We start from the raw sequence: 23,308 nt of genomic DNA, 5'->3' as shown, positions 1-23,308 counted from the left end.
CCGCAGTCCGGATTGCGAATACGCCATGACCTTGCAGTACCCCACCATCGCCGATTGCGTCGGCAACACCCCGCTGGTCCGTTTGCAGCGCCTGCCTGGCGTCACCAGCAACACCCTGCTGCTCAAGCTCGAGGGCAATAACCCGGCGGGTTCGGTCAAGGACCGCCCGGCGCTGTCGATGATCACTCGCGCCGAGCTGCGTGGGCAGATTCACCCCGGCGATACGCTGATCGAAGCGACCTCGGGCAACACCGGGATTGCCCTGGCCATGGCCGCGGCGATCAAGGGCTACAAGATGATCCTGATCATGCCCGACAACTCCAGTGCCGAGCGCAAGGCGGCGATGACCGCCTATGGTGCCGAACTGATCCTGGTCAGCCAGGAAGAGGGCATGGAAGGCGCGCGCGACCTGGCCGAAAGGATGCAGGCCGAAGGTCGTGGCAAGGTGCTCGACCAGTTCGCCAACGGTGACAACCCGGAGGCGCACTACACCGGCACCGGCCCGGAAATCTGGCGGCAGACCGAGGGCACCATCACCCATTTCGTCAGCTCCATGGGTACCACTGGCACCATCATGGGCACCTCGCGTTATCTGAAGGAACAGAACCCGAACGTGCAGATCATTGGCCTGCAACCGATGGAAGGCTCGGCCATTCCCGGCATTCGCCGCTGGCCGCAGGAATACCTGCCAAAGATCTACCAGGCCAGTCGCGTCGATCGCATCGTCGACATGGCGCAAAGCGAAGCCGAAGAGGTGACCCGGCGCCTGGCCCGCGAAGAAGGCATCTTCTGCGGCGTGTCCTCGGGCGGTGCGGTGGCGGCGATGTTGCGCCTGTCCCGCGAAGTCGAAAACGCGGTGATTGTCGCGATCATCTGTGACCGTGGCGACCGTTACCTGTCGACCGGCATCTTCGATGCGCCCAACTGATGGCTAAGCCAGTCAGAGGCCTGCGCTTCCAGCCTTCGGGCGGCAGCCGGGCTGCGCAGATACCCGTCGGTAAAAAACAGCGCCTGACCATCGAGCGCCTGGCCAATGACGGTCGCGGCATTGCCTTCCTGGAAGGACGTACCTGGTTCGTCGCTGGCGCATTGGCGGGCGAAGAGGTCGAGGCGCGCGTGTTGGGCGCCCACGGCAAAGTGGTGGAAGCTCGTACCGAGCGGGTGTTCAGCGCCAGCGATTTGCGGCGCCCGGCGCCATGTGCCCATGCCGGCCGTTGCGGTGGCTGCAGCGTGCAGCATCTGCCCCATGACGAACAGCTTGCCCTGAAACAGCGCATGCTCGCCGAGCAGCTGTCGCGGGTCGCCGGTGTCGAGCCAGAGGCGTGGGCGGCGCCCTTGAGCGGTCCGGAGTTCGGCTACCGGCGCCGGGCGCGGGTCGCGGTGCGCTGGGACGCCAAGGCGAAAAAGCTCGAAGTGGGTTTTCGCGCCGCCGGCAGCCAGGACATCGTCGCCATCGACGAATGCCCGGTGCTGGTACAGCCCTTGCAACCGATCATGAGCCGCTTGCCGGCCATGCTGCAGCGCCTGAGCAAACCGCAGGCACTGGGGCATGTGGAATTGTTCAGCGGTTCGGCGATTGCCGTGCTGCTGCGCCATATGGCGCCGTTGTCCGCGGCCGACCTGGAGATTCTCCAGGCGTTCTGCGCATTCCATGAGGCCCAGTTGTGGCTGCATGGCGAAGGCGAGCCGCAACCAGTGGACCCGGACCAGGCCCTGGGCTATCGCCTGGAGCCCTGGAATCTGCAGCTGGCTTATCGGCCGGGAGACTTTGTCCAGGTCAACGCCGGGGTCAACGAGGCGATGGTGGCCCAGGCCCTGGAATGGCTGGCGCCACAGGCCGACGAGCGCGTGCTGGACCTTTTTTGTGGCTTGGGCAACTTTGCCTTGCCGCTGGCGCAGAACGTTCGGGAAGTGGTGGCGGTCGAAGGGGTAGCGACCATGGTCGCGCGTGCGGCGCAGAATGCTGCTAGCAACAATTTGCATAACACCCGGTTTTTTCAGGCCGATTTATCGCAGCCCCTGAGCGACGCCGAGTGGGCCCGCGAAGGCTTTTCTGCGGTACTCTTGGACCCACCTCGGGACGGTGCTTTCGAGGTGGTACGCAAGCTTGCGAGCCTGGGCGCCAAGCGCCTGGTTTATGTGTCATGCAACCCTGCCACTCTGGCGCGTGACACAGTCGAACTGGTCAGACAGGGCTACCGGTTAAAACGTGCCGGGATCCTCGATATGTTTCCTCAGACGGCACATGTCGAGGCCATGGCGTTATTTGAAGCGAGCTAGGATGGCTCGTCTAATCCGTTGGCCCGTCAGGCAGCACTCGCCGGCCCAGCGAGGAAATACTGGCAGTGAAGGTCAGCGATTTGACGCATTGAATGTGCGTCGTAGGGAAGGTAAAGCAAGATGGTACAGGTGAGAGCGCACCAGCCGATCAACACCGACGGCAGTATCAATCTCGAGGCGTGGCTCGATCATGCGGTCAGCGTCGACATGGCACTGGACCGTGAAGCCTTGAAAGAAGCCTGCGAGTTTGCTCGTGAGGCAGAGCAACAACACATCGCGGCGAAGAATCTCAGCGGCGAGGACATGTCGAGTTTCAGCACTGGCCTGGAGATCGCGGAGATCCTCGCCGACCTCAAGCTGGATCAGGATTCGCTGGTGGCCGCGGTACTCTACCGTGGCGTCCGCGAAGGCCAGATCCCGCTGCCGGCCGTCAGCCAGCGCTTCGGCCCGGTGGTGGCCAAACTGATCGACGGCGTGCTGCGCATGGCGGCGATCAGCGCCAGCCTCAGCCCCCGCCAATCCCTCGTGCTCGGCACCCAGGCCCAGGTGGAAAACCTGCGCAAGATGCTGGTGGCGATGGTCGATGACGTGCGTGTGGCCCTGATCAAGCTGGCCGAGCGGACCTGCGCGATCCGCGCGGTGAAAAACGCCGACGACGAGAAGCGCAACCGGGTCGCCCGGGAAGTTTTCGACATCTATGCACCGCTGGCGCATCGCCTCGGTATCGGCCATATCAAATGGGAGCTGGAGGACCTGTCCTTCCGCTACCTGGAGCCTGAGCAGTACAAGCAGATCGCCAAGTTGCTGCACGAGCGGCGCCTTGATCGCGAGCGTTTCATCTCCGACGTGATGAATCAGCTGCAGAATGAGCTGCGGGCCACCGGCGTCGACGCCGACATCAGTGGCCGGGCCAAACATATCTATTCGATCTGGCGCAAAATGCAGCGCAAGGGCCTGGAGTTCAGCCAGATCTACGACGTGCGCGCGGTGCGTGTGCTGGTCCCGGAAATGCGCGACTGCTACACCGCGCTGGGGATCGTCCACACCCTGTGGCGGCACATTCCGAAAGAGTTCGACGACTACATCGCCAACCCCAAGGAGAACGGTTACCGCTCGCTGCACACGGCGGTCATCGGCCCTGAGGGCAAGGTCCTGGAAGTGCAGATCCGCACCCACGCGATGCACGAAGAGGCCGAGCTGGGGGTCTGCGCCCACTGGCGCTACAAGGGCACCGACGTCAAATCCGGTTCCAACCACTACGAAGAGAAAATCTCCTGGCTGCGTCAGGTGCTCGAGTGGCATGAGGAACTGGGGGATATCGGCGGCCTGGCCGAGCAACTGCGGGTGGATATCGAGCCGGACCGGGTCTACATCTTCACCCCCGACGGTCACGCCATCGACTTGCCGAAAGGCGCGACCCCGCTGGACTTCGCCTACCGCGTGCACACCGAGATCGGTCATAACTGCCGGGGCGCGAAGATCAACGGGCGCATCGTACCGCTCAACTACAGCCTGCAGACCGGCGAGCAGGTCGAGATCATCACCAGCAAGCACGGCACGCCGAGCCGCGACTGGCTGAACCCGAACCTGGGGTATGTCACCACCTCGCGGGCGCGGGCGAAGATCGTCCACTGGTTCAAGCTGCAGGCGCGGGATCAGAACGTGGCGGCGGGCAAGACCCTGCTCGAGCGCGAACTCAATCGCCTCGACCTGCCGCAGGTGGATTTCGACAAGCTGGCCGACAAGGCCAACATGAAAACCGCCGAGGACATGTTTGCCGCCCTGGGCGCGGGCGACCTGCGCCTGGCGCAACTGGTCAACCTGGCTCAGCAACTGGTGGAACCGGAGCGCGGCAACGAACAGCTGGAACTGATCCCGCGCAAGGCCACCGGCTACAAGCCCGGCAAGCGCGGCGACATCCAGATCCAGGGCGTCGGCAACCTGCTGACCCAGATGGCCGGCTGCTGCCAGCCGCTGCCGGGGGATGCGATCGTCGGTTACATCACCCAGGGCCGTGGGGTGAGCATTCACCGCCAGGACTGTGCCTCGGTGCTGCAACTGGCCGGCCGCGAGCCGGAGCGGATTATCCAGGTCAGCTGGGGCCCGGTGCCGGTGCAAACCTATCCGGTGGACATCATCATTCGCGCCTACGACCGCTCCGGCCTGCTGCGTGACGTGTCCCAGGTGCTGCTCAACGAGCGGATCAACGTGCTGGCGGTCAACACCCGCTCGAACAAGGAGGACAACACTGCGCTGATGTCCCTGACCATCGAGATTCCGGGGCTGGACGCGTTGGGGCGGTTGCTGGGGCGTATTTCCCAGTTGCCGAACATCATCGAGACCCGCCGTAACCGTACCCCTTGAAAGTCGGAGCGTAGGAGCGAGCGGACGGCGATCCGGCTTGCCCGCGGTGGCGATTTGTCTGACATACCGCTATCGCGGGCAAGCCTCGCTTCTACAGAAAACATGGTTTGGCAATGAGAGTGAGCGATGTACAGCCTTGAAGACCTGTTGCACCTGATGGCGCGGCTGCGGGACCCGCAGTACGGCTGCCCTTGGGATATCAAGCAGAGCTACGCCACCATCGTCCCCCACACCCTGGAAGAAGCCTACGAAGTGGCCGATGCCATCGAACGAGGCGATTTCGAGCATTTGCAGGGTGAGCTGGGCGATCTGCTGTTCCAGGTGGTGTATTACAGCCAGCTGGCGCGGGAGGAGGGGCGTTTCGAGTTCGATGGCGTGGTCGACAGCATCACCCGCAAGCTGATCCGTCGCCATCCCCATGTATTCCCTACCGGGGACCTGTACGCGCCGCTGGATATTCCGCGGCTGGATGAAGAACAGGTCAAGCAGCGCTGGGAAGAGATCAAGGCCGAGGAGCGTTCCGAGAAGTCGGCGCAGCCTTTGCAGTTGTCCTTGCTCGACGATGTGCCCACGGCGCTGCCGGCCCTGTCCCGTTCGGCCAAGCTGCAAAAACGCGCGGCCCAGGTCGGTTTTGACTGGCCGGACGCCTTGCCGGTGGTGGACAAGATCCGCGAAGAGCTCGATGAAGTGCTCGAAGCCATGTCCGAGAATGACCCGCAGGCGATCGCCGACGAGGTGGGCGACTTGCTGTTCGCCGTGGTCAACCTGGCCCGACATCTGAAGGTCGATCCGGAAACCACCCTGCGTGGCGCCAATGCCAAGTTCGAGCGACGGTTCCGATTTATCGAGCAGGCATTGCGCGATACCCGCCGACCCATGGAAGATTGCACCCTCGAAGAGTTGGACGCCTTGTGGGGCGAAGCCAAACGTCAGGAAAAGAATTTGCCCAGCTGTGGCTGAGGCTGTTGCCTAAGTGAGTGAGCACCAATGAGCCTTTCCCTTCGCGACCAGTTGCTCAAAGCAGGGCTGGTCAACCAAAAGCAGGCCAAACAGGTCAGCAAAGAGAAGCAGAAGCAGCAACGTCTGGTCCATAAAGGCCAGGTCGAGGCGGACGATACCCAGGCGCGCCTGGCCCAGGAGGCGCAGGCCGAGAAGGTCAAGCGCGACCAGGAACTCAACCGCCAGCAGCAGGAGAAGGCCGAGCAGAAGGCCCGTGCCGCGCAGATCAAGCAACTGATCGAAGTGTCGCGCCTGCCGAAGCTGACCACCGAGGACTACTACAACTTCGTCGATGACAAGAAGGTCAAGCGCCTGTCGGTGAACACCCTGATGCGCAACAAGCTGAGCAGCGGCTCGCTGGCCATCGTGCACCATGCCGGCGGTTATGAGGTCATCCCGCGTGAAGCCGCGCTGAAGATCCAGGAGCGCGATCCACGGCGCATCGTTCAGCTCAACACGCCGACCGAGGCGCCGGACGAGGACGATCCGTACGCGGCCTACCAGATCCCTGACGATCTGATGTGGTAAACCCGCAGAAACAACAAACCCCGCCATGAGCGGGGTTTGTTGTTTCTGAAGCGCCTGCCGATGCGTGGCGGCAGGCGCGGCAGTCGTTGTGAGGTCAGGAGCTTTACGGTGCGCGGTTCTGCTCCAGCTTCTCCAGTTCGGCCTTGTAATTATGGGCATCGCTCTCGGAATGAAACATTCCCACCAGCAAGTCTTGTTGATGCACGTCCCAGATCCGTACACCTGCGGCTACGCCTTCATGGGACATGTGTGAATCGTCGCGTTCAGTTACTTTTACAGTCATCTGCTAGCTCCAATCTCTATTGATCTGCAGCAAGGCGTGTGCAGGACTCTGTTATATATTTTGTTAGCTGGCTAAGTAAATTGCTTTCAAATGCAACAATCTTTTGCAGATTTCGAAACAGTCCCGCAGGCCGCGGAAACTGTGGCATTCGGTCGCAGGGGCCGGAGTTTTATGACAAAAGTTTCATGTTGGGCGGCTGTCGTACTGGGTGTTTTTGCCCGGCGAGAGAGCCTGTTGGGTCGCCAGGAGGGCTGTGCTTGAGCGGCTAAATGGAAGCACCAGGCGAAAAAAAGCCCCGCATCGGCGGGGCTTTTTCATTGTCGTGCGGCTTAGCTGCCTTTGACGGTCTTGCCGTTGACGGTGCCGTTCAGGAGCATGATGTTGTACTCCTTGCCGTCGGTTTCGACCTGTTGCAGGCGAACCAGCAGGTAATCCCAGTCCTTGGCGAACCACATGACGGTGATGCGTTTGCTTTGTGTCGGGTCGCGCACGCGCTCGACCTTGATCGCATCGATCTGGCCGGCCTTGGTGTCGACTTTTTCTGAGCCCAGGACACGGAAGTCGTAGGTATCGACTTCGCCATCATCGACGACCTGGTAGCTCATGCTTTTCTTGCCGGCGGCTACATCGTGCTGCAGAGCGAGCTGGTAGGTGGATTTGTCGACCATGCCGCGATTGAGCGGGATCTTGACTGCATCGCCGCGATCGGTGCCGGTGACCATCTTGGCATTCCAGTCGAAGTCCAGATCGGCCTTCTTGGCTTTGCCCAGGCCGCCGCGCTCGAAGTGATAGGACTGCGGCAGCAGGGTGTCCTTGTCGAGCGTCAGGGTGCTTTCTTCAGTCAGGCTGGCGATCATCATTGAAGCCTTGAAGCTCAGCTTCCAGGTGCCATCGCCTTTCTTTTCCAGGCTGCGTTCGGCGGTACCGCTCATCGGCAGCTGTTTCCAGTCGGCGGTATAGCTGGCGGAGAAGGGTTGAAGGTCCGCAGCCTGCGCGAAGGGCAGGGCGAGCAGAGCACAAGCGAAGAGCAGGGCGCGACGCATAAAATCTCCTAATTACGAATCAAGTGGCCACTGGCGGCCAGTAACTGACCATCCAGTAAAGCACCCTGTTCGCCGAGTGTGAGTCGACCTTCGGCAAACCAGCGTACGGCCATCGGGTAAATCCGGTGTTCCTGGACGTGGACCCGCTGCGCCAGGCTTTGCGGCGAGTCGTGCAACTCTACCGGGATCACTGCCTGTACGACCAGTGGTCCGCCATCGAGTTCCTCTGTCACAAAGTGCACGCTGCAGCCGTGCTCGGTGTCTCCGGCCTCCAGCGCTCGCTGATGAGTGTGTAACCCTTTGTATTTGGGTAGCAGCGAAGGATGGATATTGAGCAGGCGACCCTGATAGTGCCGCACGAAGTCCGCGCTGAGAATGCGCATGAATCCGGCAAGCACCACGAGCTTGGGCTGGAAGGCGTCGATCAGTTCGATCAGTGCGGCATCGAAGGCCTCGCGGCCTTCGAATGCCTTGTGATCGAGGGCGCGGGTATCGATACCCGCGTCCTGGGCGCGTTGCAGGCCGTAGGCGTCGGCGCGGTTGGATATCACCGCGCGGATGCGTACCGGGCTGTCGTCGCCCTGGGTACTGTCGATCAGGGCCTGCAAGTTGCTGCCGGTACCGGACAACAGCACCACTACATCACAGGTGGCTGGCATCAGCTCTTGCATCAATGTGCCTTGAGGTTTTTCAGCTCGACCTGGGCAGCGCCTTCGGCGGCGCTAGCGATCTGACCAATGACCCAAGGTTGTTCGCCGGCTTCACGCAGGACGTTCAGGGCGCTTTCAACGTGCTCCTGAGCCACGCAGATCACCATGCCCACGCCGCAGTTCAGCACGCGGTGCATTTCGTGTTCGTCGACGTTGCCTTTCTCTTGCAGCCAGTCGAATACCGCCGGGCGCTGCCAGCTGGCCACGTCGACCACGGCCTGGGCGCCTTTTGGCAGGACACGCGGAATGTTGTCCAGCAGGCCGCCGCCGGTGATGTGGGCCATGGCCTTGACCGCGCCAGTGTCCTTGATCAGCTTGAGCAGTGGCTTGACGTAGATGCGGGTCGGGGCCATCAGCAGTTCGGTCAGCGGCTTGCCGTCGAGCTGGACGGTTTCGATATCGGCACCGGAGACTTCGATGATCTTGCGGATCAGCGAGTAGCCGTTGGAGTGCGGGCCGGACGATGGCAGGGCGAGCAGGGCGTCGCCGGTGGCAACCTTGGAGCCGTCGATGATTTCGGCTTTTTCCACCACGCCGACGCAGAAGCCGGCCAGGTCGTAGTCTTCGCCTTCGTACATGCCGGGCATTTCAGCGGTTTCACCGCCGACCAGGGAGCAGCCTGCCAGTTCGCAGCCCGCACCGATACCGGTAACCACGGTGGCGGCAACGTCGACGTTCAGTTTGCCGGTGGCGTAGTAGTCGAGGAAGAACAGCGGCTCGGCACCGCAGACCACCAGGTCGTTGACGCACATGGCGACCAGGTCCTGGCCGATGCTGTCGTGTTTGTTCAGGTTCAGTGCCAGGCGCAGCTTGGTGCCCACGCCGTCGGTACCGGAGACCAGTACTGGCTGCTTGTAGCCGGCCGGGATTTCGCAGAGGGCGCCGAAACCGCCCAGGCCGCCCATGACTTCCGGGCGCGCAGTGCGCTTGGCGACGCTCTTGATGCGTTCGACCAATGCTTCACCGGCGTCGATGTCTACACCGGCGTCTTTGTAGCTCAGGGAGGGTTGCTTGCTCATGATCCAGGCCTTTAGGGGGGATTCAGGGGGTATCGACCGAGTCCAGGGAGGCCATTGAAACAGTCGCGGCGGCAATGCTGCGCAATCATTTCAGCGACCCCGGCTGTTGCCGGTCTGCGAAGGCGCGCGATTTTATCAGGCTTGAGGTGTAGCGGCCATCCTCGGGCCGACGGGCAGGGCATATCCGCTTAAAAAAAACCGCAATTGCGCGTGTCGATCGCGCCGCTCGGGGCTGTATAAGGTATAGCCTTGTACCCGCTGTCGTTATGACAGCACGAAAACTTCCATCGACCGGGTGAATGTTTGCCCAGGCTTTGTGGTCACAGCCTGGGTCAATCCTGTTCATGCGGTCTGTTCCAGCCGCCTTTTGTCGTCGGGAATCCTCCATGCGTTTGGGTAAATTTCTTTTTGTGGGCTGTTTGTCATTGGTCAGCCTGGCGAGTCATGCCGAAACCCTCAATAACCTGTATCAGGTCCGCGAACCGGTCAGCAGCCAGGCCCCTGGCGAGCGCGATCAGGCCACCCAGCGGGCCCTGGAAACCCTGGTATTGCGCCTGACCGGCGATAGCAAGGCCCTGCAGAACCCGGGACTGGCGGCGATCCGCAAGGACCCGCAGCAGATCATCAGCCAGTACGGCTACGACGCCGGTCCTCCCGAAAGCCTGCAGGTCGACTTCGACCCGGCCAGCACCGACCGGGCGTTGCGCCAGGCTGGCCTGTCGCTGTGGGGCAGTAATCGCCCGTCGATTCTCGGCTGGTGGCTGACCGACTCCAGTGAAGGTTCCAGCCTGGTGGGCGATGGCCAGGCCAGCGCCACACCGTTGCGCCGCGCTGCCCTGCACCGCGGCCTGCCGCTGCGTTTGCCGCTGGGTGACCTGAATGAGCAGATTGTCGCTACGGCGCCGAATCTCGAAGGTTCCGATCCGGCGCCATTGCGCGCCGCGTCGGAGCGTTACGGCGCGGACGCCCTGCTGGCGGTGCATGCCAGTGAAGAGGGCGGTCAGTGGCAGGCCAAATGGCGCCTGTGGCTGGGTGACCAGAAGGAACAGGGCAGCGTCCAGGGAGCTGATGTGCCGGCCTTGGCCGATGCCGTGCTGTTGGCGGTCAGCCAGCGCCTGGCCCCGCGTTTCGCGGTCAAGCCGGGCGCATCCAGCGAGCAGTTGCTGGAAGTGCAGGGCATGAACCTGGAGCGCTATGCGGCGTTGGGTCGTTTGCTCGAGCCCTTCGGTGGGCGTTTGCAGAGTGTCGATGGTGATCGTTCGGTGTACCGGGTCAGCGGCAGCGCCGAGCAGTTGCGTGCGCAACTGAGCCTGGCACGGTTGCAGGAAGTCCCGGCGGGCGCTGTGCCTGTCCAGCCGACTGTCGAAGGCGCGACACCTGCGCCTGCACCGGCCGCGCAGCTGCGGTTTCGCTGGTAGGTTTTCTTTATATAGAAGCAATGGAGTGGTTCATGGCTGATACGCGTCGATGGGTCTGGTTGGGTGGGTTGGTCCTGCTTTGTGGATTTGTGTACCTGTTGCATCCGATCCTGACGCCGTTCCTGGTGGCCTTGCTGTTGGCCTATCTGTTCGATCCGCTGGTGGACCGCCTGGAAAAGCTCGGGTTGTCGCGCACCTGGGGCGTGGTGGCGGTATTTGCCCTGTTCACCCTGATCGTCATGGCGTTGTTGCTGGTGCTGGTGCCTATGCTCGCCAAGCAACTGCTGCGCCTGTACGAACTGGCGCCGCAGATGCTCGATTGGCTGCAGCACACGGCAATGCCCTGGGCGCAGTCCAAGCTGGGCTTGTCCGATGGTTTCTGGAAGTTCGACAAGGTCAAGGCGGCGATCAGCGAGCACATGGGGCAGACCACCGATATCGTCGGCGTGGTCCTGAGCCAGGCAACGGCCTCCAGCCTGGCGCTGATTGGCTGGCTGGCCAACCTGGTGCTGATTCCGGTGGTCAGCTTTTACCTGCTACGCGACTGGGACCTGATGATGGCGAAGATCCGCAGCCTGTTGCCCCGTGATCGCGAGGAGCGTGTGGTGGCGCTGGCGGGGGAATGCCATGAAGTGCTGGGGGCGTTCGTCCGTGGTCAGCTGCTGGTGATGGTGGCCCTGGGGATGATCTATGCGGCGGGCCTGATGCTGGTCGGGCTGGAACTGGGGCTGTTGATCGGTCTGATTGCCGGCCTGGCGGCCATCGTGCCGTACATGGGGTTTGTCATCGGCATCGGCGCGGCGCTGATTGCCGGGTTGTTCCAGTTCGGTGGCGACCTGTACCCGATGATCGGTATCGTGGCCGTGTTCATGGTCGGCCAGGCCCTGGAGGGCATGGTGCTGACCCCCTTGCTGGTGGGCGACCGGATCGGCCTGCACCCGGTGGCGGTGATCTTCGCGATTCTCGCCGGTGGCGAGCTGTTCGGTTTCACCGGCATCCTGCTGGCCTTACCGGTGGCGGCGGTAATCATGGTGCTGGTGCGCCATGTGCACGACTTGTACAAGGATTCGGACATCTATAGCGGTGTAGAGGAGTCCGAGCTGTAACGTCCACTGTTAATGCTTTCGGGGCGCCTGCGTTTCAGGCGGGTGCCATCGAGAGTCTTTACAGCTGTCACATCCACCGTCAAAGAAACCCCCGTGATTTCATCAGGCTAACGCAAACCTTTGATTTTGCTTGTGGTCTGCTACATTGTGCGCCCGGCGTCACGGGTATAAACTTTGCAAACTTTACACAGAGGCCACTAACGGTTCGTTTGGAACTGTTCAGTCAGCATGAAACCGATTCAGCTGCCCCTAGGTGTGCGTCTGCGTGATGACGCCACCTTCATCAACTACTACCCAGGCGCCAATGCCGCTGCACTCGGCTATGTCGAGCGGCTTTGCGAAGCCGACGCCGGCTGGACCGAAAGCCTGATCTACCTCTGGGGCAAGGATGGGGTAGGGCGTACGCACTTGCTGCAGGCGGCCTGCCTGCGGTTCGAGCAGTTGGGGGAGCCAGCGGTCTATTTGCCCCTGGCGGAATTGCTGGACCGCGGCATCGAAATCCTCGACAACCTGGAACAGTACGAACTGGTCTGCCTGGACGACTTGCAAGCGGTGGCGGGCAAAGCTGACTGGGAAGAGGCGCTGTTTCATCTGTTCAACCGCTTGCGTGACAGCGGCCGGCGCCTGTTGATCGCGGCTTCGACCTCTCCACGAGAGCTGCCGGTGAAGCTGGCGGACCTCAAATCCCGCCTGACTCTGGCGCTGATCTTCCAGATGCGCCCGCTCTCCGATGAAGACAAATTGCGTGCATTGCAGTTGCGCGCCTCGCGTCGCGGGCTGCATCTGACCGACGAAGTCGGGCACTTTATCCTGACGCGCGGTACCCGCAGCATGAGTGCCTTGTTCGAGCTGCTGGAGCGCCTCGATCAGGCGTCCTTGCAGGCTCAGCGCAAGCTGACCATTCCCTTTCTCAAAGAAACCCTGGGCTGGTAAAACCGCGGGCGGTAGTGGCTTTTTGGCATATTCCAGGCGCCAGAAACCCGCATCCGGAAGCGGTTCCAGAGGCGCGTGCGTTTAAAATGGGCTTAAGGCCTTAGATGTTGAGTAGAAACCGATAAGTCACATTTCAATCGATTGAATTTGCAAATTAGAGCGATAGAAGGCATAGTCGCGGCTTCTTTATAACTTTAAGCCACGGTCGTGCCCATGCTGAAGCGCTTCGCACCCCTCGTGCCTCTTGCACTCGTTACCCTGTTGTTTGGTTGCGCCACCCACTCTCCGGTGAGCCAACAAGAGCAGCAACAACAGGTTCAAAACTCTTCAAAAGCCCAGTCTTCCACTATTTTCCAGGAAGAGCTGGCAACCGAAAAAGAACTCGCCGAGTTTGCTGACAGCAAGCCTTACCAGCTGCCAGTGCTGGCTGACAGTATTCTCGAACGTGGCATGTCCCTGATCGGTACCCGTTACCGTTTCGGCGGTACCTCTGAAGCCGGTTTCGATTGCAGCGGTTTCATCGGCTATCTGTTCCGTGAAGAAGCCGGCATGAATCTGCCGCGCTCCACCCGTGAAATGATCAACGTTGATGCTCCGCTGGTTGCGCGTAACAAGTTGCAGCCGGGCGATCTGCTGTTCTTCGCCACCAATGGCCGCCGCGGTCGCGTAAGCCACGCTGGCATCTACCTGGGCGATGACCAGTTCATCCACTCCAGCAGCCGCCGCAGCGGTGGCGTGCGGGTGGACAGCCTGGGCGACAGCTACTGGAGCAAGACCTTCATCGAAGCCAAGCGCGCCCTCGCCATGGCCCCGACCGTGGTCACCGCACGCAAGTAAGCGGACTTTTTGTAAGGTGAAGTTAAAGTCTTACTTGAAGTTTGGCGCGTAGACGCTAGAATCCTGATCTATTGTTGAAAACTAACCGCGTAAGTCCTGCTTACGCGGTTTTGTTTTCGGCCTCACGGCAGAGAAAGCCGCATCCAGATCAGGATTGTTCTGCATATGTCGACGTCGGCCCGCCTTGCATTGATCGTTCTCGCCGCGCTGCTCAGCGCGTGCGCCAGTCGTACCCCGCCACCCGCGCCCGTGGTACGTGCTCCCGTATTCAACACTCCCCAGACCTTCTCGCCGGCTGCCGAAGACGTGCTGTTTCGTGCGTTGGGCCTGGTGGGCACGCCTTATCGCTGGGGCGGCAACACACCGGACTCCGGTTTCGATTGCAGTGGCCTGATCGGCTACGTCTATCGCGACGCAGCCGGTATCTCGCTGCCGCGCTCGACCCGCGAAATGATCGGCATGCGGGCACCGAATGTCGGCAAGAACGCCTTGCAGACCGGCGACCTGATATTTTTTGCCACCAATGGCGGTTCCCAGGTCAGCCATGCGGGCATCTATGTCGGCGAAGGCCGCTTCGTCCATGCGCCGGCCACCGGCGGCACGGTGAAGCTGGACAGTCTGTCCAAGGCCTATTGGCAAAAAGCCTACCTGAGCGCCAAGCGCGTGCTGCAACCAGAGCATCTGGCGCACAATCCTTAGTCCTGTCTCTGCGTCGAGGTTGCCATGACCGCTCGTACCCTCAACCTCGACGACGCCCTCTATCACTACCTGCTCGACGTTTCCCTGCGCGAAACGCCGCTGTTGCGCCGTCTGCGTGACGAAACCCAGGCGCTGCCCATGGCGCGCTGGCAGGTGGCGCCCGAGCAGGGTCAGTTCCTGGCGTTGCTGATCAAGCTGATCGGTGCCCGGCGTGTGCTGGAGGTGGGGACCTTCACCGGCTACAGCGCCTTGTCCATGGCCGCGGCCTTGCCGGAGGATGGTCAACTGATCTGCTGTGACATCCCGGGCGACTACAACGCCACCGCGCGCCGTTACTGGCAGGAAGCAGGTGTCGCCGGACGGATCGAGTTACGCCTGGCACCGGCCCTGGAGACCTTGGCCAGGATCGAGCAGGAGGAGGGCGAGGGTGGTTTCGACCTGGTCTTCATCGACGCCGACAAGGCCAATTACCCGGCTTACCTGGAAAGTGCCCTGCGCCTGCTACGCGTGGGCGGGTTGGCGGTGTTCGATAACACGCTGTGGAGCGGTCGGGTGCTGGAGGAAAATCCCCAGAGTGAAGACACCCGGGCCATCCAGGCACTCAATCGCGCCTTGAAGGATGACCCGCGTGTCGACCTGTCGCTGCTGCCCCTGGGGGACGGCTTGACCCTGTGCCGCAAGCGCTGAACCTATTGCGCCTTGGTTGCTGACACGCGCCAGACTTTGTTGCCGACATCATCGGCTACCAGCAGATCCCCTTGCTTGTCGATCACTACGCCGACCGGGCGGCCCATGGCTTTCTCGTCAGCGTTGAGGAAACCGGTCAGGACGTCCACCGGTTGGCCTACCGGCTTGCCGTTGGCGAAGGGTACGAAGATCACTTTGTAGCCGCTGTGGGGCTTGCGGTTCCACGAGCCATGCTGGCCGATGAACACGCCTTGGGTGAACGGCGCCGGCAGCTTGCTGCCTTCGGCGAAGGCCAGGCCCAGGGAGGCGGTATGCGGGCCGACGGCATAATCCGGGGCGATGGCCTTGGCCACCAGGTCCGGGTTTTGCGGAGTGACTCGCACGTCCACATGCTGGCCGTAATAACTGAATGGCCAGCCATAGAAGGCGCCGTCCTTGACCGAGGTGATGTAGTCCGGCACCAGGTCGCTGCCGATCTCGTCGCGCTCGTTGACCGCGGTCCACAGCTGGCCGCTTTGCGGCTCCCAGGCCATGCCGTTGGGGTTGCGCAGGCCTGAGGCGAAAATCCGTTGCTTGCCGCTGGCGCGGTCGACTTCCCAGATGGCGGCACGGCCTTCTTCCTGGTCCATGCCGTTTTCGCCGACGTTGCTGTTGGAGCCGACCGTGACGTACAACTTGCTGCCGTCCTTGCTGGCAATCACGTTTTTGGTCCAGTGGTGGTTCAGCTTGCCACCAGGCAGGTCCACCACCTTGGTCGGCTGGGCGCTGATCCTGGTGTCGCCGTCCTTGTAGGGGAAGCGCAGCAGGCGATCGGTATCGGCGACGTACAGGTCATTGCCCACCAGGGTCATGCCGAACGGCGAGTTGAGGTTTTCCAGGAATGCCGTACGGGTTTCCGCCACGCCATCGTGATCCTTGTCCCGCAGCAGGGTGATGCGGTTCGGGCTGGGCACGCCGGCCCCGGCGCGGCTCATGATCTTGCTGGCTATCCAGCCACGAATACCTTTGCTGTCATCGGGGGAGGGTGGGGCGTTGGTCTCCGCCACCAGTACGTCGCCGTTGGGCAGCACGTACAACCAGCGCGGATGGTCCAGGCTTTCGGCGAATGCGGCGACCTGGGTGCCGGCGGCGGCCACCGGTTTGGCGCCTTGCGGCCAGCCGATTGCGGGCGCGATGTTCACGGTCGGGAACAGGGTCTTGTTCGGTTCGGGCAGTTTCGGCGAGGGGCCGGTGCCGTCGGAGACCTGGAGGGTGGAGGTCTCGCCACAGGCGGTGAGGCCTGTGGCGACGACGACAAGGATTGCGTATCGAAGCTTGAGCATGCTGATTTCCCTATGAATGCACGAAGTCGGTGTAGTCATAGAGAAGCACAGATGGACGATGGTTCCACCTGCTCAGCGTGCTTCCTTGAACAGCACGGCAACGCCGGGGTGATAGTTGCCGGCTTCGTTGCGCAATTTGCGGTACGCATAGGGGAAGTACCAGGCCACGGCGCAGCAGTGTTCCTTTTGCAGGTCGTCGACCATGTCCTGCAATTCTTCCGGAGTGGCACTGTGCTGGGTTTTCTGTGGCGTGACGAACAGGCAGCCGAGTTTCAGGTCGCTGGGGTAGCTGGCTTTTTTCGCGTCGCTGGCGGCATCCAGCAACGGTTGGGTCAGGTGCAGGCTGTTGACCCGGGGCCAGCGCTGGGTGGTCTGGATATAGACGCGTTCCTCCTGCGTGGCGATGTACAGGTCGGTGCGGCCGCTGCGGTCGCCGTCCTCGAGCTGTTTTTTGCTCGGTGCGTGTTCCAGGGTGACCATCTCCGCCATCCAGGCTGCCGCCGAGAGCATTCCCAGGTTGGCTTTTTCGTCGAACCAGTACGGGCTTTCGTTATCGCCGCGCACGGTGTTGTAGCGGTCGATGCAATCGAACCAGCGTTCCAGGGCAGGGCGCAGGAATTCCAGTTTCGGATTGCTGATGATCATGCCTTGCATCGGACTTTTCCTATTATTGTTCAGATATTGGAGTTTTTTAACGAGATTATGGCTATTTGATATCACTGCACTGAGTGTGGCACAAGATTGGCGTCATTTTTCCGATATGCAGCATTCGCCGATCTGCGGGGCTTTAATTGACGCTCCACCCCCAACCCTCTAACCTTCGCGACTTGTTTCAGGTGCTCTGTGGCCTTGGGTCGACAGAGTGAAACAGGGAAGCCGGTGAGTACGCGTGCCGAAGGCGCACGCACGATGATTCCGGCGCTGCCCCCGCAACGGTAAGTGAGTCAAGACTGCGCCTGATGCCACTGTGTCGACTGTCGACATGGGAAGGCGCGCAGTTGGGCATCCCAGCCACTCACAAGCCCGGAGACCGGCCTGATCCATCCAACGGCATCACGGTGGGCGATGCCAGGCTTGCGCCGTCTATTCCTATTCCTGCCCCCCGTTATCCAGCCCCAACGGAGAGCTGCCCCATGACTGAATCCCCCGATCGTGACGAACGCCATCTGGCGCGCATGTTGCGCAAAAAAGCCGTGATCGATGAACGCATCGCCAACTCGCCGAACGAGTGCGGTTTGCTGCTGGTGCTGACCGGCAACGGCAAAGGCAAAAGCAGCTCGGCCTTCGGCATGCTCGCGCGGGCCATGGGCCACGGCATGCAATGCGGCGTGGTGCAGTTCATCAAGGGCCGCAACAGCACTGGCGAGGAATTGTTCTTCCGGCGCTTCCCGGAGCAGGTGCGTTTCCATGTCATGGGCGAAGGCTTCACCTGGGAAACCCAGGACCGCCAGCGCGACATCGCCGCGGCCGAAGCGGCCTGGGCGGTTTCCCGCGAACTGCTGAGCGATCCGACGATCGGCCTGGTGGTGCTCGATGAACTGAACATCGCCCTCAAGCACGGCTATCTGGACCTGGATCAGGTGCTCAGCGACCTGCAGGCGCGACCGCCGATGCAGCATGTGGTGGTCACCGGACGTGGCGCCAAGCCAGAGATGATCGAGCTGGCCGACACCGTCACCGAAATGGGCATGGTCAAGCATGCCTTCCAGGCCGGGATCAAAGCGCAAAAAGGCGTCGAACTGTGAGTGATGCCCGTCATTGCCCGGCGGTATTGATTGCCGCGCCGGCTTCCGGTCAGGGCAAGACCACCGTGACCGCCGCGCTTGCCCGCCTGCATCGCAATCAGGGGCGCAAGGTGCGCGTGTTCAAGTGCGGCCCGGATTTTCTCGACCCGATGATCCTCGAGCGCGCCAGCGGTGCGCCGGTGTATCAACTGGACATGTGGATGGTCGGCGAGCAGGAAAGCCGCCGCCTGTTATGGGAGGCCGCCGGCGAGGCGGACCTGATCCTGATCGAAGGCGTGATGGGGCTGTTCGACGGCACGCCGTCCAGCGCCGACCTGGCGCGGCATTTCGGGGTGCCAGTGCTCGCGGTGATCGATGGCACCGCCATGGCCCAGACCTTCGGCGCCCTGGCGCTGGGGCTGGCGCGTTATCAGCCGGACTTGCCGTTCGCCGGCGTGCTGGCCAACCGCGTCGGCACCCTGCGGCATGCGCAGTTGCTCGAAGGCAGCCTGACCGAGGGCTTGCGCTGGTACGGCGCGCTGTCCCGGGAGACCGGCATCGAACTGCCCAGCCGCCATCTGGGGTTGGTGCAGGCCAGCGAACTCAACGATCTGGATCTGCGTCTCGACGCCGCCGCGGCCGCCTTGGCTGACAGCTGCGAAGTGGCCTTACCGCCCGCCGTGGCGTTCGCCGCTCCCCAGGTGGTTGCCGTCGAACCGTTGTTGGCCGGCGTGCGCATTGCCGTGGCCCGTGACGAAGCCTTTGCCTTTACCTATGGCGCGAGCCTGGATCTGTTGCGGGCCATGGGCGCCGAGCTGGTCTTTTTCTCGCCGATCCATGACGCGACGCTGCCGGAGGCGGACAGCCTGTATCTGCCGGGCGGTTACCCGGAGCTGCATCACCGGGCGCTGGCGGCGAACGGCTCGATGCTCAGCGCGATCCGCGCGCATCATGCCGCAGGCAAACCCTTGCTCGCCGAGTGTGGCGGCATGTTGTATCTGCTGGATTCCCTGACCGACGTCGACGGCGAGCGCGCCGAACTGCTGGGCCTGTTGCCCGGCGATGCGGTGATGCAAAAGCGCCTGGCGGCCCTGGCCTTGCAGGCGGTGGAGTTGCCGGAAGGTTCGTTGCGCGGGCATACCTATCATCATTCGTTGACCAGCACCGAGCTTGCGCCGATCGCTCGCGGCCTGAGCCCGAATGGCGGGCGCGGCGCGGAAGCGGTTTACCGCGAAGGGCGGATGACCGCCTCTTATGTGCATTTCTATTTTCCGTCCAACCCCGAAGCGGTGGCGTCCCTGCTGGCGCCGGCAGGAGCGAGCGTGCTCGCGCGGCGCCCATGAGCGACAACGCCTTTTCCGCGGCCGAGCGCGACGCGGTCTATCGCGCGATCGCCGAGCGTCGTGACATGCGTCACTTCGTCGGTGGCACGGTCGAGCCGCAGGTCTTGTGTCGCCTGCTGGAGGCGGCGCACCAGGCGCCCAGCGTCGGCCTGATGCAGCCCTGGCGGTTCATCCGTATCAGTGACCGGTCGTTGCGCGGGCAAATCCAGCAACTGGTGGAAGAGGAGCGGGTACGCACCGCCGAGGCCCTGGGCGAACGCTCCGATGAGTTCATGAAGCTCAAGGTCGAAGGCATCAACGACTGCGCCGAGGTCCTGGTGGCGGCGCTGATGGACGACCGTGAGCGGCATATTTTCGGCCGCCGCACCCTGCCGGAAATGGACCTGGCCTCGCTTTCCTGCGCGATTCAGAACCTGTGGCTGGCGGCCCGGGCCGAAGGGTTGGGCATGGGCTGGGTGTCGCTGTTCGAGCCTGCTGCCTTGGCTGAGCTGCTCGGCCTGCCGGCCGGGGCCAAGCCGCTGGCGGTGCTGTGCCTGGGCCCGGTCGGCGAGTTTTACCCGGCGCCGATGCTGGTGCTCGAAGGCTGGGCGCGGGAGCGTCCGCTGAGTGAATTGCTGTATGAAAATTACTGGGGAGTGAGTCAATGAGTGTGGCGTTGCTGAGTGTCGCCGGAGTGGCGCTGGATGCGTTGCTGGGCGAACCCAAGCGCTGGCATCCACTGGTGGCGTTCGGTCGTTTTGCCGATCGCATCGAGCAACGCTTCAACTCCGGTGGCCGCGGCTGGCGCAGTCATGGCGTCACCGCCTGGGTCATCGCGGTGCTGCCGCTGACCCTGCTGGCAACCCTGTTTTCCTGGCTGCCCTACATCGGCTGGTTGTTCGAGATCCTGGCGCTGTATTGCGCCCTTGGCCTGCGCAGCCTCGGCGAGCATGTCGAGCCGGTGGCCCAGGCCTTGCGCAGCGACGACCTGGACCAGGCGCGGCAGCGGGTCGGTTATCTGGTGAGCCGGCAGACCAGCGAGCTGGATGCCACCGAAGTCGCCCGCGCCGCCACCGAGTCGGTGCTGGAAAACGGCAGCGACGCGGTGTTCGCCGCCTTGTTCTGGTTTGCCGTGGCCGGCGCGCCGGGCGTGGTGCTCTATCGCCTGAGCAATACCCTGGATGCGATGTGGGGCTATCGTAATGAACGTTTCGAGCGTTTCGGCTGGGCGGCGGCGAAGATCGACGACCTGCTCAACTACATTCCAGCCCGCCTGGTAGCCCTGACTTATGCGTTGCTGGGCAAGACCCGCCTGGCGCTGAAATGCTGGCGCCGCCAGGGGCCGACCTGGGACAGCCCGAATGCCGGGCCGGTGATGGCGGCCGGGGCCGGTGCCCTGGGCGTCGAGCTGGGCGGCGCGGCGATCTATCACGGCGAACTGCACCAGCGCCCGCAATTGGGCGAAGGCGTGGCGGCCGATGCCTCGTCCATCGATCGCGGCTGGCAACTGGTGCAGCGCGGGGTCTGGTTATGGCTGCTGATTCTCTGCGTGGGAGCTGAGTTCTATGCTTGAGCATGGTGGTCGCCTGCGCAAGGCGGCCGAGCAATACGGCATCGCCGAGGCCGACTGGCTGGACCTGTCCAGCGGCCTGGCACCCTGGCCGTGGCCGATTCCCGAGATCGGGATGCGGGCCTGGGCGCGCCTGCCGGAAACCGACGATGGCCTGGAGCAGGCGGCCCGCGACTACTACGGCGCGGCCCATGTGTTGCCGGTGCCCGGTTCCCAGGCGGCGATCCAGCTGCTCCCGCGTTTGCGCCGCGCCGGCAAGGTCGGCGTGCTGTCGCCCTGTTATGCCGAGCACGCCGAAGCCTGGCGCCGCAGCGGCTACATCGTGCGGGAAGTGCTGGAACAGGAAGTGGACTTTTTCCTCGACAGCCTGGACGTGCTGGTGGTGGTCAACCCGAACAACCCCACGGGCTTGAGCCTGACCCCGGAGCGCCTGCTGGACTGGCATGCGCGCCTGGCGCAGCGCGGTGGCTGGCTGGTGGTCGACGAAGCCTTCATGGACAACACTCCCCAGCTGAGCCTGGCGGCCCAGGCCGATCAGGTGGGGTTGATCGTCCTGCGTTCCTTCGGCAAGTTTTTCGGCCTGGCCGGGGTGCGCCTGGGCTTCGTGCTGGCCGAGCGCAAGCTGCTCAAGCTGCTGGCCGAGCAGGTCGGCCCCTGGGCCGTCAGTGGGCCGACCCGGGTGCTGGGCCAGGTGTGCCTGCGTGACAGCCAAGGCCATGAGCGGCAACGCGTGCGCAGCGAAGCGGCGAGCCTGCGCCTGGCGCAGTTGCTCGAGCGCCATGGCCTGAAACCCCAGGGTGGCTGTGCGCTGTTCCAGTGGCTGATCACCGATCGCGCCGAGCTGTTGCATGAGTTCATGGCGCGCCGGGGCATCCTGCTGCGGCTGTTCACCCACAACAGCAGCCTGCGCTTCGGCCTGCCGGCCGACGAAGCCGACTGGTCGCGTCTCGAACAGGCCTTCGTCGCCTACGCCAAGGAACATCCATGACCACCCTGATGGTGCAGGGCACCACTTCCGACGCCGGTAAAAGCACCCTGGTGACGGCGCTCTGCCGCTGGCTGACGCGCCAGGGCGTCAGCGTCGTGCCCTTCAAACCGCAGAACATGGCCCTCAACAGCGCGGTGACCGCCGACGGTGGCGAGATCGGCCGGGCCCAGGCAGTACAGGCCCAGGCCGCGCACCTGGAGCCGCACACCGACATGAACCCGGTGCTGCTCAAACCCAACAGTGACACTGGGGCCCAGGTGATCATTCACGGTCGCGCGGTGACCACCATGAACGCGGTGGCCTATCACGACTACAAGGCTATCGCCATGCAGGCGGTGCTGGCCTCTCACCAACGCCTGAGCGCGGCCTATCCGGTGGTGATGGTGGAAGGCGCGGGCTCGCCGGCGGAGATCAATCTGCGGGCCGGCGACATTGCCAACATGGGCTTTGCCGAAGCGGTGGACTGCCCGGTGCTGCTGATCGCTGACATCAACCGTGGCGGGGTTTTCGCCCATCTGGTGGGCACCCTGGAGCTGTTGTCGCCAAGCGAGCAGGCGCGGGTCAGAGGTTTCATCATCAACCGTTTTCGCGGCGATATCGCCCTGTTGCAACCGGGCCTCGACTGGCTCGAAGCGCGTACCGGCAAGCCGGTGATCGGCGTGTTGCCCTATGTGCTGGACCTGCATCTGGAAGCCGAAGACGGTATCGACCAGCGTCAGGCCGACAAGGCCGAGCAGGTGCTGAAAGTACTGGTGCCGGTATTGCCGCGCATCAGCAATCACACCGACTTCGACCCGCTGCGCCTGCACCCCCAGGTGGACCTGCAATTCATCGGTCCCGGCCAGGCGATTGCGCCGGCCGACCTGATCATCCTGCCCGGCTCGAAAAGCGTGCGCAGCGACCTGGCGTACCTGCGCGCCCAGGGCTGGGACACGGCCATCGCCCGGCACCTGCGCTACGGCGGCAAGCTGCTGGGCATCTGCGGCGGTTTGCAGATGCTCGGCGAGCAGCTGCACGACCCTTTGGGGTTGGAAGGCGCGCCAGGCTCCAGCGCGGGGTTGGGGCTGCTGGCGTTCGAAACGGTGCTGGAACAAGAGAAGCAGCTGCGCAATGTGCGTGGACGTCTGGCGCTGGAGGAAGCCGAGGTCAGCGGTTATGAGATCCATGCCGGCGTCACGACGGGGCCTGCGCTGGAACTGGCCGCCGTGACCCTGGACGACGGTCGCTGCGACGGCGCGCGCAGCGACGACGGGCAGATTCTCGGCACCTACCTGCACGGTCTGTTCGAGGCGCCGGCGGCCTGCAGTGCGTTGCTGCGCTGGGCGGGTTTGCGCGAGGTGCAGGCGGTCGACTACCACGCCTTGCGCGAGCGCGATATCGAGCGCCTGGCCGATCTGGTGGAGCGGCACCTGGACACCGAGCACCTGCGCCAGCTTTGCGGGCTTTAGAGCGTCGGTGCCGGCATTGCCGCGCCGC

At 63.1% G+C, this 23,308-nt stretch carries 23 protein-coding genes and 1 riboswitch; of the genes, 17 read left to right on the top strand and 6 right to left on the bottom strand.

Annotation, left to right across the window (positions count from 1 at the left end):
- Nucleotides 1-25: 25 nt before the first annotated feature.
- From cysM to PMI20_RS25335, 5 genes are all read left to right on the top strand, one after another.
- Complete coding sequence (gene cysM, locus PMI20_RS25355) at nt 26-928, top strand: cysteine synthase CysM (protein ID WP_007927760.1); 903 nt, start codon at nt 26-28, stop codon at nt 926-928.
- The gene (gene rlmD, locus PMI20_RS25350; RefSeq protein ID WP_007927761.1) at nt 928-2,280 is read left to right on the top strand and encodes a 23S rRNA (uracil(1939)-C(5))-methyltransferase RlmD; all 1,353 of its coding nucleotides are present in this window, start codon (nt 928-930) and stop codon (nt 2,278-2,280) included. The genes cysM and rlmD overlap by 1 nt, the downstream gene beginning before the upstream one ends.
- A gap of 120 nt (nt 2,281-2,400) precedes the next feature.
- Entirely contained in the window at nt 2,401-4,644 is a 2,244-nt protein-coding gene (gene relA, locus PMI20_RS25345; RefSeq protein ID WP_007927768.1) for a GTP diphosphokinase, read from the top strand.
- 126 nt (nt 4,645-4,770) lie between these two features.
- Complete coding sequence (gene mazG / locus PMI20_RS25340; RefSeq protein ID WP_007927769.1) at nt 4,771-5,604, top strand: nucleoside triphosphate pyrophosphohydrolase; 834 nt, start codon at nt 4,771-4,773, stop codon at nt 5,602-5,604.
- Nucleotides 5,605-5,631: 27 nt separating this feature from the next.
- Nucleotides 5,632-6,171 carry a DUF2058 domain-containing protein gene (locus PMI20_RS25335; protein ID WP_007927770.1) on the top strand — a complete coding sequence of 180 codons (540 nt, stop codon included), beginning with the start codon at nt 5,632-5,634 and terminating at the stop codon, nt 6,169-6,171.
- Nucleotides 6,172-6,274: 103 nt separating this feature from the next.
- On the opposite strand, the gene PMI20_RS25330 is transcribed toward PMI20_RS25335, so the two are convergent.
- The 4 genes from PMI20_RS25330 to purM all read right to left on the bottom strand — a co-directional run bounded on the left by PMI20_RS25330 (nt 6,275) and on the right by purM (nt 9,226).
- Nucleotides 6,275-6,454, bottom strand: a complete 180-nt coding sequence (locus tag PMI20_RS25330; protein WP_007927771.1) for a hypothetical protein — start codon at nt 6,452-6,454, stop codon at nt 6,275-6,277.
- Between the two features lie 329 nt (nt 6,455-6,783).
- A complete protein-coding gene (locus PMI20_RS25325; RefSeq protein WP_007927772.1) occupies nt 6,784-7,497 on the bottom strand; it encodes a DUF3108 domain-containing protein in 714 nt (237 codons plus the stop codon).
- 8 nt (nt 7,498-7,505) lie between these two features.
- Nucleotides 7,506-8,156: a phosphoribosylglycinamide formyltransferase gene (purN, locus tag PMI20_RS25320; protein WP_037035096.1), complete on the bottom strand. Its 651-nt coding sequence runs from the start codon at nt 8,154-8,156 to the stop codon at nt 7,506-7,508.
- An 11-nt stretch (nt 8,157-8,167) separates the two neighbouring features.
- Nucleotides 8,168-9,226: a phosphoribosylformylglycinamidine cyclo-ligase gene (gene purM, locus PMI20_RS25315; protein WP_007927774.1), complete on the bottom strand. Its 1,059-nt coding sequence runs from the start codon at nt 9,224-9,226 to the stop codon at nt 8,168-8,170.
- 386 nt (nt 9,227-9,612) lie between these two features.
- On the opposite strand from purM, the gene PMI20_RS25310 reads away from it, so the two are divergent.
- The 6 genes from PMI20_RS25310 (at nt 9,613) to PMI20_RS25285 (ending at nt 14,906) form a co-directional block, all read left to right on the top strand.
- Entirely contained in the window at nt 9,613-10,644 is a 1,032-nt protein-coding gene (locus PMI20_RS25310; RefSeq protein ID WP_007927775.1) for a DUF2066 domain-containing protein, read from the top strand.
- Nucleotides 10,645-10,676: 32 nt separating this feature from the next.
- Nucleotides 10,677-11,750 (top strand): AI-2E family transporter, encoded by a 1,074-nt coding sequence (locus PMI20_RS25305; RefSeq protein ID WP_007927776.1) that lies wholly within the window; start codon nt 10,677-10,679, stop codon nt 11,748-11,750.
- Nucleotides 11,751-11,978: 228 nt separating this feature from the next.
- Nucleotides 11,979-12,683 (top strand): DnaA regulatory inactivator Hda, encoded by a 705-nt coding sequence (gene hda / locus PMI20_RS25300; RefSeq protein WP_007898944.1) that lies wholly within the window; start codon nt 11,979-11,981, stop codon nt 12,681-12,683.
- 213 nt (nt 12,684-12,896) lie between these two features.
- Entirely contained in the window at nt 12,897-13,520 is a 624-nt protein-coding gene (locus tag PMI20_RS25295; RefSeq protein ID WP_007927777.1) for a C40 family peptidase, read from the top strand.
- Nucleotides 13,521-13,685: 165 nt separating this feature from the next.
- Entirely contained in the window at nt 13,686-14,219 is a 534-nt protein-coding gene (locus tag PMI20_RS25290) for a C40 family peptidase (RefSeq protein WP_007927778.1), read from the top strand.
- Nucleotides 14,220-14,243: 24 nt separating this feature from the next.
- Complete coding sequence (locus PMI20_RS25285; RefSeq protein WP_007927780.1) at nt 14,244-14,906, top strand: class I SAM-dependent methyltransferase; 663 nt, start codon at nt 14,244-14,246, stop codon at nt 14,904-14,906.
- A 2-nt stretch (nt 14,907-14,908) separates the two neighbouring features.
- Here PMI20_RS25285 and PMI20_RS25280 read toward each other — a convergent pair whose 3' ends face one another.
- Nucleotides 14,909-16,228, bottom strand: coding sequence for a PQQ-dependent sugar dehydrogenase (locus tag PMI20_RS25280; protein ID WP_007927782.1), 1,320 nt, complete (start codon nt 16,226-16,228; stop codon nt 14,909-14,911).
- Nucleotides 16,229-16,300: 72 nt separating this feature from the next.
- Nucleotides 16,301-16,882, bottom strand: a complete 582-nt coding sequence (locus PMI20_RS25275; RefSeq protein WP_007927784.1) for a hypothetical protein — start codon at nt 16,880-16,882, stop codon at nt 16,301-16,303.
- 163 nt (nt 16,883-17,045) lie between these two features.
- A riboswitch (cobalamin riboswitch) is annotated at nt 17,046-17,281 on the top strand.
- Nucleotides 17,282-17,361: 80 nt separating this feature from the next.
- Here PMI20_RS25275 and cobO point away from each other — a divergent pair.
- Genes cobO through PMI20_RS25245 form a run of 6 tightly spaced genes read left to right on the top strand, consistent with a single transcriptional unit; the run spans nt 17,362 to nt 23,280 of the window.
- Nucleotides 17,362-17,973 (top strand): cob(I)yrinic acid a,c-diamide adenosyltransferase, encoded by a 612-nt coding sequence (gene cobO / locus PMI20_RS25270; RefSeq protein WP_007927786.1) that lies wholly within the window; start codon nt 17,362-17,364, stop codon nt 17,971-17,973.
- Nucleotides 17,970-19,295: a cobyrinic acid a,c-diamide synthase CobB gene (locus PMI20_RS25265; RefSeq protein ID WP_007927788.1), complete on the top strand. Its 1,326-nt coding sequence runs from the start codon at nt 17,970-17,972 to the stop codon at nt 19,293-19,295. The genes cobO and PMI20_RS25265 overlap by 4 nt, the downstream gene beginning before the upstream one ends.
- Nucleotides 19,292-19,942 carry a 5,6-dimethylbenzimidazole synthase gene (gene bluB / locus PMI20_RS25260; protein ID WP_007927790.1) on the top strand — a complete coding sequence of 217 codons (651 nt, stop codon included), beginning with the start codon at nt 19,292-19,294 and terminating at the stop codon, nt 19,940-19,942. The genes PMI20_RS25265 and bluB overlap by 4 nt, the downstream gene beginning before the upstream one ends.
- Nucleotides 19,939-20,847, top strand: coding sequence for an adenosylcobinamide-phosphate synthase CbiB (gene cbiB / locus PMI20_RS25255; RefSeq protein ID WP_007927792.1), 909 nt, complete (start codon nt 19,939-19,941; stop codon nt 20,845-20,847). Before bluB ends, cbiB begins: the two co-directional genes overlap by 4 nt.
- Nucleotides 20,840-21,832 (top strand): threonine-phosphate decarboxylase CobD, encoded by a 993-nt coding sequence (gene cobD, locus PMI20_RS25250; RefSeq protein WP_007927793.1) that lies wholly within the window; start codon nt 20,840-20,842, stop codon nt 21,830-21,832. The genes cbiB and cobD overlap by 8 nt, the downstream gene beginning before the upstream one ends.
- Nucleotides 21,829-23,280, top strand: coding sequence for a cobyric acid synthase (locus PMI20_RS25245; protein WP_007927795.1), 1,452 nt, complete (start codon nt 21,829-21,831; stop codon nt 23,278-23,280). The genes cobD and PMI20_RS25245 overlap by 4 nt, the downstream gene beginning before the upstream one ends.
- The last annotated feature ends 28 nt before the right edge of the window (nt 23,281-23,308 follow it).

This window comes from Pseudomonas sp. GM17 (assembly GCF_000282175.2).
Classification (GTDB): Bacteria; Pseudomonadota; Gammaproteobacteria; order Pseudomonadales; family Pseudomonadaceae; genus Aquipseudomonas; species Aquipseudomonas chlororaphis.
The sequence above is the reverse complement of the archived record's forward strand: the minus strand, read 5'-3'. Positions and strand labels throughout refer to the sequence as shown.